Raw genomic sequence first — 7,842 nt, 5'->3', positions numbered from 1 at the left:
GCCCGGAAGATGCCCCTGGTAACGGATCTCCTTAGCCAGGCCGAGAGGCGACACCGGATCCGGGAATGGCTGGAGAAAGCAAACCGAAGGGATCTCCTCCTCCGGGAGAAGGAGGCCCTTTTCCGACGCCGGGCCGGGCTCCGCCGTGATCTGGAGGAAACCGAAAGGCGTCTGACGGAGCTGGAGGGCCAGGAGGCGGCCCTGCAGGATCTCCTTTCCCGGCATCGGGCCTGGGAGATGGCCCGTACCCTTTCTCCCGGAAAACCCTGCCCGGTTTGCGGTTCCCGGGAACATCCCTCCCCGGCTTCCCCTCCGGAGAAGCTTCCTTCCGAGGACCAGCGCCGGCAACTGGAAGAGGAGATCCGTAAGGTGCGGGAGATCCTGGAGAATCTCCGCCGACAGGAAGTCCTGCTCGCCGCCGAGGAGGAAAGGCTTAAGCGGGAAATCCGCTCCCTGGAAGAGGAGATCCCGGCCCATTTTTCTCCGGAGAAGGCCCGCTCGGAGCTGGCCCGGATCGAGGCGGATCTGGCCAGAGGGGAAAAGACCCGGGAGGAACTGGACCGGTTGCGAGAGCGCAGGGAGATCCTCCGGGCGGAGATCGCACGTCTCCGGCAGGTCCGGGAGACCCTGGAGGCCGAATACCAGCAGATTCGGCTGGAGGAGGGGCGTCTTTCCACCCGCATGGAGACCCTGGTTGCCCGGATGGGGGGAGAGCCCCGGGAGGAAGTCCTGCGAAGGACCCTCAGGGAAGGCGAGGAACGATACCGGAGATGGGAGAAGGAGCTTCAGGCCCTGGAGCGGACCCTGACGGATCTCGAGGCCCGGCGTTCCGCCCGGGAAGCCCTGGGCCAGGAACTCCGTAAGAGGTTGGGAACACTTAATCGCAAGAAGGCGGAGGTCTCGGAGCGCTTCTTACAGGTGCTGCGGGAGCTTTCCCTCCCGGATAGATCCCGTTTCGAGGCCCTTATTCCCGCGCTGGAAAAACGCGAGGAACTGGAAAAAGAGGTCCAGGGGTTCTTCCGGGAGGAAGAGACCCTGCTTTTGCGGCGCAGAGAACTCGAGGAATATCTGTCCGGAAAATCCCCTCCGGAGGTGGAGGGGCTTCGGGCCCGGGAGGAGGAAATGCGCCGGGAACTGGAACGCCGACACCGGGAGCTGGGGGAACTTTCCGGACGCATCCAGACCCTGGATCGCCTCCTGGGAGAGATCCGGGAGCTTCGCTCACGGCTGGAGGAGATCGAAAAGCGCTATCGTACGGTGAAGGCCCTTGCGGATCGTCTCGCTGGGCTCAACGAGAAACGTCTTTCCTTTCACCGCTTTGTGCTTACGGCCTTTTTCGAGGAGATACTCCTGCGAGCCTCCAGGAAACTTCATGCCCTTACCGGAGGACGTTTCCGTCTTCTGCGGCAGACCGAGATCCGGGACCGTCGTCGGGCCGCGGGGCTGGAGATCCTGATCCTGGATAGCTGGAGCGGAGGGGTACGTCCTGCCGCCACCCTTTCCGGGGGTGAATCCTTCCTGGCGGCCCTGTCCCTGGCCCTGTCCCTCTCCGAGGTGGTCCAGGAACTCTCCGGGGGGCGTCCCCTGGAGTGTCTGTTCATCGACGAGGGATTCGGGAACCTGGACCCGGATTCCCTGGATCAGGCCCTGTCTTTGCTGGCGGAGCTGCGGGCCGGGGGGCGTCTCATCGGGGTGATTTCCCACGTGAGGGAACTGCGGGAGCGAATCCCGGCGGTGCTGGAGGTGATTCCCCGGCGGGAGGGGAGCTTTCTGCGCACCAGGATCTAGGCGGGCTACGGATTTAGCCCCGGCTCAGGATCTCGTGCCAGTAGGGAGGGAGAACCAGCGAGGCCCGGTGCATCTCCGGGCTGTAATAACGCCCCCGAAACTCCTGCCGGGGCAGAAAATCCGTCTCCGGATCCTTTCCTCCCAGGAGGAAGGCGATTTCGTCTCCGTAACAGGGGACCATGGCCCGCAGCACCGTAAGGCGCGGGAATACCTCTTTGGCTCGGCTGTAGGCTTCGCGCAGGATCTCCGGGAAGAACCCCGGCAGGCTGGCCTGCTGGATGAAGACCCCTCCGGGGCGGAGGACCCGAAGCACCGCCCGATAGAACTCCCGGGTGTAGAGGCTCTTGGCCGGCCCTACCGGATCGGTGCAATCCACTATCACCAGGTCAAAGGATTCCGGGGGAAGTTCCCGGGTGGCACTAAGACCGTCTTCCACCCTTAATTCCACCCGGGGGTCCCGATAGTCCCCGGAGATCTCTCGCAGATATTTCTGGCAGGCCCTGAAGACCGAAAGATCCAGTTCCACCTGCAGGATGCGCCGGGGGTCGGAGAATTTCTGCAGTTCCCGCAGGACCCCTCCGTCGCCGCCGCCGATGATGAGCACCTCCTGCGGAGGATCCGCCAGGAGAGCCAGGGGCGTAAGGACAATGGTTTCGTGATAGATAAATTCGTCGCGTTCGGTGAATTGGACCACCCCGTCCAGGACCACAAAACGACCCCAGAAGGGGTTATGGAACACCTGGAGATGTTGGCCGGCCGGGGTATGTTCCTCGTGGATCAGTGCCACCCGAAAGGCATGGGCAAAATCCCGGCCCAGCCGTTCCCGCCACCAGTAGCGAGTCAAGTCTCCCCCTCGGAGATGAGGTTGCCCCGTTTTACTTCCACCACGTGGATATAGGAAGGCCGAAAGGCCTGTTGCATGCGTTCCAGGATGGAATAGGCCCCTTCCTCGTCGGCGGCAAAGATATCCACCGCCGCGTATCCGTTCTCCGGCCAGGTATGAATAAAGATGTGGGCGTCGCCGAAGGTGGCCTTGGCCGAGACCCCGTAGGGCTGAAACTGATACACGATGACCTCGCCCCGGGTTCCGGAGCCGTTACCCGAGAAGCGCAGGGCCTGCTCCACCTCTTCGGCCCGGGCCAGGACCCCGAAAGGAGCCTGCCACATCTCCACCAGCAAGTGCGTGGTAACCGGGAAACGACTTTCCTTCCTGCCCCCCTGGGCGGGAATCATGTCCAGCCGGTCGATCTGGCATACCGGGGTGGTCCTCATCACACACCTCCCCCCAGGCCAGGGCCTGGTTTTTTAAATATTTGGGTTCCTTTAAATCCCTCTCCATAAAAAATGGTCGGGACGGGCGGATTTGAACCGCCGACCCCCCACACCCCAAGCGGGTGCGCTGCCAGGCTGCGCTACGTCCCGAACCTACGGCAAACCTATATCCATTAACCGGTATCTTGTCAAGATAAGGGGCCAATTTTATGATAACCCGTTATGTTAGGTATCGTTTTCTGGAAAAGGGTCTGGCGCAGATACTGGGAAGACCATTGTTCCACCGAGGCCCAGGCCCTTACCTATACCACCATCTTTTCCCTGGTACCTCTTCTGACCCTGGCCTTTGCCATTGCCCGGCTCTTCATCCAGGCCGAGGATGTCCTGGAGAAATCCGAGGAGCTGCTCTCCCGCTTCCTTAACCCCGCGGCCATAGATACGGTGCAGGAGACCCTCTTTCGCCTTCTCTCCAAGGCCCAGCAGGCCCCTCTGGGCAAGGCCAGTATGCTTATATTTCTGACCATGATCGTGGGGCTTCTGATGCAGACCGAAGGGGTGCTCAATCGAATCTTTCGGGTTCGCAAGGGGCGCAGCATCCTGCAGAAGGTTACCGCTTACTGGATGATCCTTACCATGGGCCCCATCCTTCTGTTGCTCCCTCCGGCCGGAGCCTTTTATCTCTCCCATTATACCCAGAAATTCCTGGCCACCCTCCTTTTGAAACTCATTTATGTGCTCACGGTGATCATCTTCTTTGCCGGGCTCTATTTTTATCTCCCCCATCGGCGGATCCAGGTCCGGGCGGCCCTTTTCGGCGGCGGGGTGGCCGGCGTCCTCTGGTTGATCTCGGGTTATCTCTATACCTTTTATACCAGCAAGGCCGTAACCTACTCCAAGCTTTACGGTTCGCTATCCGCCTTTCCACTTTTTCTGCTCTGGCTCTTCCTTTCCTGGGCGGTAACCCTTTTCGGAGCCGAAGCCGCGGCGGTTTACGAGGAAAAAGACTGGCTGGGCAACGGCTATCAGGTCCCTCTGCCCCTCCTGGCGGTAGCGGTGATGCTCGAGCTCACCCAGGCTATGGAGGACGGCTCGGCTCCGCTCGCCCTCTCCGATCTTTCCCACCATCTCCGGGTCTCCCCCCGGGAGGTGGAGACCGTACTCGAGGAACTGGAGGTTCGCGGCCTGGTGGTGGTTACCGAAGAAGGGATACTGCCCACCCGGGGAAGAAAGGCCGTGCGGGTCGGGGAAGTGGTGGGTCCCTTTCAGGGGGTCCTTCCCCCCTCGCCTCCGGAACCTCCCAGCTTGAAAAAGGCCTATTTTTTGTTTAAAGACTGGGAAACGCGTCTGGATCGAACCCTGGAGGACCTATAGATGGCTCGGTGTCGCCTCTGTCGGAACGAAAAAAAGAATACGCCGGCCCGAATCTATCTCCCGGCTCACCGCCTTCCCCTGTGTCAGGAACACTTCGTGTCCTGGTTCGAACGTTATCTGGAGCGCACCATCCGATCCTTCCGGATGTTCACCCGCAAGGACAGAATCCTGGTGGCGGTCTCCGGCGGGAAGGACAGTTTGAGTCTGTGGAAGGCCCTGGTTTCCCTTGGATACGAGGCCGACGGGATCTTCGTCTATCTGGGGATCGAGGAGAACTCCTTTTCCCTTCTTTCGCGGCGGGCGGTGGAGGCCATGGCCCGGCGCCTGAACCGTCCCTTACACATCGTCGATATGCCGGCGGAACTGGGGTTTTCCGTTCCGGATCTGCGCCGGAAGACCCGAAAATACTGTTCCCTCTGCGGCACGGTGAAACGCCAGTACCTCAATCATCTGGCCAAGCGCCTGGGGTATTCGGTAATCGTTACCGGACACAACCTGGACGATGAGGCCTCCTCCCTCCTGGGGAACCTCCTGCACTGGAACCTGAAATACCTGGCCCGTAAATATCCGGTGCTGCCGGCGGAACACGGATTCGTACGCAAGGCCAAACCCCTTTGCCGCCATTCGGTTCGGGAGATCCGACTTTACGCGGAGATCCAGAAACTCCCCTATCTGGCCGAGAGCTGTCCCCTTTCCGAGGAGGCTACCCGGCCCTTTTACGCCCAGATCATGGATGAGCTGGAGGAACGTTCCCCGGGCACCAAACTGCGGTTTTATCTGGATTATCTGCGCCGGGCCTTTCCCCTTTTCGCCGAACACCGGGAGGAGTTTATGGATCGGGAACTCCTCACCTGTGAACGCTGCGGGGAACCGGCGGTTTCCAGTCCCTGCCTTTTGTGTCGTTTAAAGGAGGAATTTCGTGGCCATGCGGGTATCTAAACGTTATCTCCCCCTGGTGGCCGGAGGGCTGTGGCTGGCGGTGGGCCTGGGCCTCAGTCTGCGGGGGCTTCTCTGGATCTGGTATCGGGGTGGCCCTAAAGAACTGCTGGGCCTTCTGATCCTGAGCCTTCCGCTGGCCCTGGTCTTTTCCTCCCGTATCCTGACCCGGACCGTACAGAGGACTCTCAACCATATCCGCTGTCTCCCGGAAAGGAGCTCCCTTTTATCCTTTCAACCCGGCAAACAGTATCTCCTGGCCCTGGCCATGATCGCCCTGGGCATCCTTCTCAGGAGGTTGCCCCTTCCCAGGGACTACCTGGGGGGTCTCTATCTCTGGATGGGGCTTTCCCTCTTCTTTTCCAGCCGTTTTTTCCTGAAGGGACTTTCTTCCTAAATAAAAAAGGCCCGCCGAAGCGGGCCTCGAGTTTTCAGGGCCGGAGCGTGATTAGTCAATCACCCGAACGTTACTCGCCTGTTCGCCCTTCGGGCTCTGCGTGACCTCGAATTCCACCTTCTGGCCCTCCCGAAGGGTTTTGAAACCTTCCATCTGGATGGCGGAGTAGTGCACAAACACGTCTCCACCATCGTCCCGCGAGATGAACCCGTAACCCTTCTTCTCGTCGAACCACTTCACCGTTCCTGTAACCATGTTACTTAAACCTCCTTAAAATTTGATTCTTAGGGCAGCCTAACACCCCGTTTCCGAAAAGTAAAGGCCCCTAATCCTCGGTGATGAGCACCAGGTTGTCCCGATGGATGACCTCTTCCTTTCCGCTGAACCCCAGGCGGGACTCTATCTCACAGGTATGCACCCCCAGGATGCAGCGCAGCTGACGGGAATCGTAGTTGGTGAGCCCCCGGGCCACGGCTCGTCCGTGCTCATCCACACATTCCACACAGGCCCCCTGTTCGAATTCGCCTTCCACCGCCCGGATTCCCGCCGGAAGAAGGCTCTTGCCCCCCTCTTGGAGGGCCTTCACCGCCCCCGGATCCAGCACCAGGCGACCCTCGGGCTGGAGATGAGCGATCCAGAACTTGCGCGAGGAAAGCCTGCGGCTCTGGGGCAGGAAGAAGGTCCCCACATCCTCCCCGGCAAAGATCCGTTCCAGGATGAGGGGCGTGCGTCCGGAGGCAAGGAGCATGGGCACCCCCAGGGAGGTCACCATTCTTGCAGCCCGGAGCTTGGAAAGCATCCCTCCCCGCCCGAAGCGTCCCGGGCGTTTTCCGGCCATGGCCTCCACCTCGGGGGTGATCCTCTCCACCACCGGAAGCCTCCGGGCCGAAGGATCCTCGCGGGGATCCCTTTCGTAAAGACCGTCGGCCTCGGAGAGACAGATGAGAAGATCGGCCTCCACCAGCCCCACCACCAGGGCAGCCAGGATGTCGTTGTCTCCGAACTGGATCTCCTCCACGGCCACGGTGTCGTTTTCGTTCACGATGGGGAGCACCCGCCAGCGGAGCAGGACCTGAAGGGTGTTGCGGGCATTGAGGTAACGCCGGCGGTCCTCCAGGTCCTCCCGGGTGAGGAGGATCTGGGCCACCGGCTGGGCGTAGGCGGAAAAGGCCTCCTCGTAGGCCTGGATGAGGGTGCTCTGCCCGGCGGCGGCCAGGGCCTGTTTTTCCGGAAGGGAAAAGAGCCGGTCCGGGATCTCAAGCTTTTTCCGCCCGCAGGCAATGGCTCCGGAGGAGACCAGAACGATCTCATATCCCTGGCGCATGAAACGGGAGATTTCCGCGGCCAGGCCCTCCACCACCGGCCGCGACAGTCCCCCCTCGTCCGCCACCACCGCGCTTCCCACTTTGATGACCAGTCGTTTGGCCCGTTCCAGATATTCCTTACGATCCATGGTTCAGAGCCTCATGGCCGTGCAGGAGAAGCCTCCACAGCCCCTCCAAGAGATCCCTCAACCCTTCCCCGGTGGCTGCGGAGATAAGATAGACCGGATGCCCCTTTCTTTCCAGGGTTTCCTTTACCGGCCGGAGCAGATTTCGATCCGGGATAAGGTCGATCTTGTTCAGGGCCACGGCCCGGGGCTTTTTCAGAAGCTCGGGCTGGTAATGGGCCATCTCCTTTTCGATGATTTCAAAGTCCCGCAGGGGATCCTCCGAGGAGGCGTCTATTACCTGAAGGAGGACCCGGGTGCGCTCCACATGCCGGAGAAAATCCAGCCCCAGGCCCACTCCCCGGTGAGCCCCCTCGATGAGGCCCGGAAGATCGGCCACCACGAAGGTGCGCTCGTCCGAAAGCGCCACCACCCCCAGGTTGGGCTGAAGGGTGGTGAAGGGGTAGTCGGCGATCTTGGGTCGGGCCGCGGAGATACGGGAAAGGAGGGTGGATTTTCCGGCGTTGGGAAGCCCTACCAGCCCTACATCGGCGATGAGCTTGAGTTCCAGGATGAGCCAGCGTTCCTCCCCCGGGCGGCCCGGCTCCGCGTACCGGGGGGCCTGGTTGGTGGGGGTGGCGAACCGGGC

9 protein-coding genes and 1 tRNA gene are annotated in these 7,842 nt (G+C 61.1%); 4 read left to right on the top strand and 6 right to left on the bottom strand.

Annotation, left to right across the window (positions count from 1 at the left end; genetic code table 11):
* Positions 1-1,788, top strand: a 1,788-nt coding sequence (locus tag F8J34_RS00305; RefSeq protein WP_297055120.1) for an SbcC/MukB-like Walker B domain-containing protein, incomplete at its 5' end; no start/stop codon positions are given.
* Positions 1,789-1,801: 13 nt separating this feature from the next.
* On the opposite strand, the gene F8J34_RS00300 is transcribed toward F8J34_RS00305, so the two are convergent.
* The 3 genes from F8J34_RS00300 to F8J34_RS00290 all read right to left on the bottom strand — a co-directional run bounded on the left by F8J34_RS00300 (position 1,802) and on the right by F8J34_RS00290 (position 3,210).
* On the bottom strand, positions 1,802-2,632 hold the full coding sequence (locus F8J34_RS00300; RefSeq protein WP_297055118.1) for a methyltransferase domain-containing protein: 831 nt from the start codon (positions 2,630-2,632) through the stop codon (positions 1,802-1,804).
* Positions 2,629-3,060 carry an S-adenosylmethionine decarboxylase gene (locus F8J34_RS00295; RefSeq protein WP_297055116.1) on the bottom strand — a complete coding sequence of 144 codons (432 nt, stop codon included), beginning with the start codon at positions 3,058-3,060 and terminating at the stop codon, positions 2,629-2,631. Before F8J34_RS00295 ends, F8J34_RS00300 begins: the two co-directional genes overlap by 4 nt.
* Before the next feature lie 73 nt (positions 3,061-3,133).
* Positions 3,134-3,210, bottom strand: a tRNA-Pro gene (locus F8J34_RS00290).
* A 72-nt stretch (positions 3,211-3,282) separates the two neighbouring features.
* Here F8J34_RS00290 and F8J34_RS00285 point away from each other — a divergent pair.
* The 3 genes from F8J34_RS00285 to F8J34_RS00275 are packed head-to-tail and all read left to right on the top strand — an operon-like array spanning position 3,283 to position 5,764.
* Positions 3,283-4,431, top strand: a complete 1,149-nt coding sequence (locus F8J34_RS00285) for a YihY/virulence factor BrkB family protein (protein WP_297055114.1) — start codon at positions 3,283-3,285, stop codon at positions 4,429-4,431.
* The gene (locus F8J34_RS00280) at positions 4,432-5,370 is read left to right on the top strand and encodes an ATP-binding protein (RefSeq protein WP_297055111.1); all 939 of its coding nucleotides are present in this window, start codon (positions 4,432-4,434) and stop codon (positions 5,368-5,370) included.
* A complete protein-coding gene (locus tag F8J34_RS00275; RefSeq protein WP_297055108.1) occupies positions 5,357-5,764 on the top strand; it encodes a hypothetical protein in 408 nt (135 codons plus the stop codon). Before F8J34_RS00280 ends, F8J34_RS00275 begins: the two co-directional genes overlap by 14 nt.
* Before the next feature lie 51 nt (positions 5,765-5,815).
* Here F8J34_RS00275 and F8J34_RS00270 read toward each other — a convergent pair whose 3' ends face one another.
* The 3 genes from F8J34_RS00270 to F8J34_RS00260 all read right to left on the bottom strand — a co-directional run.
* Positions 5,816-6,019, bottom strand: coding sequence for a cold-shock protein (locus F8J34_RS00270; RefSeq protein WP_297055107.1), 204 nt, complete (start codon positions 6,017-6,019; stop codon positions 5,816-5,818).
* 70 nt (positions 6,020-6,089) lie between these two features.
* Positions 6,090-7,217 carry a glutamate 5-kinase gene (proB, locus tag F8J34_RS00265; RefSeq protein ID WP_297055100.1) on the bottom strand — a complete coding sequence of 376 codons (1,128 nt, stop codon included), beginning with the start codon at positions 7,215-7,217 and terminating at the stop codon, positions 6,090-6,092.
* Positions 7,207-7,842: GTPase (locus tag F8J34_RS00260; RefSeq protein WP_297055097.1), on the bottom strand; the 636-nt coding region annotated here is incomplete at its 5' end. The genes proB and F8J34_RS00260, both read right to left, overlap by 11 nt.

This window comes from Thermosulfurimonas sp. (assembly GCF_015491435.1).
In the GTDB taxonomy this organism is placed as follows: Bacteria; Desulfobacterota; Thermodesulfobacteria; order Thermodesulfobacteriales; family Thermodesulfobacteriaceae; genus Thermosulfurimonas_A.
The sequence above is the reverse complement of the archived record's forward strand: the minus strand, read 5'-3'. Positions and strand labels throughout refer to the sequence as shown.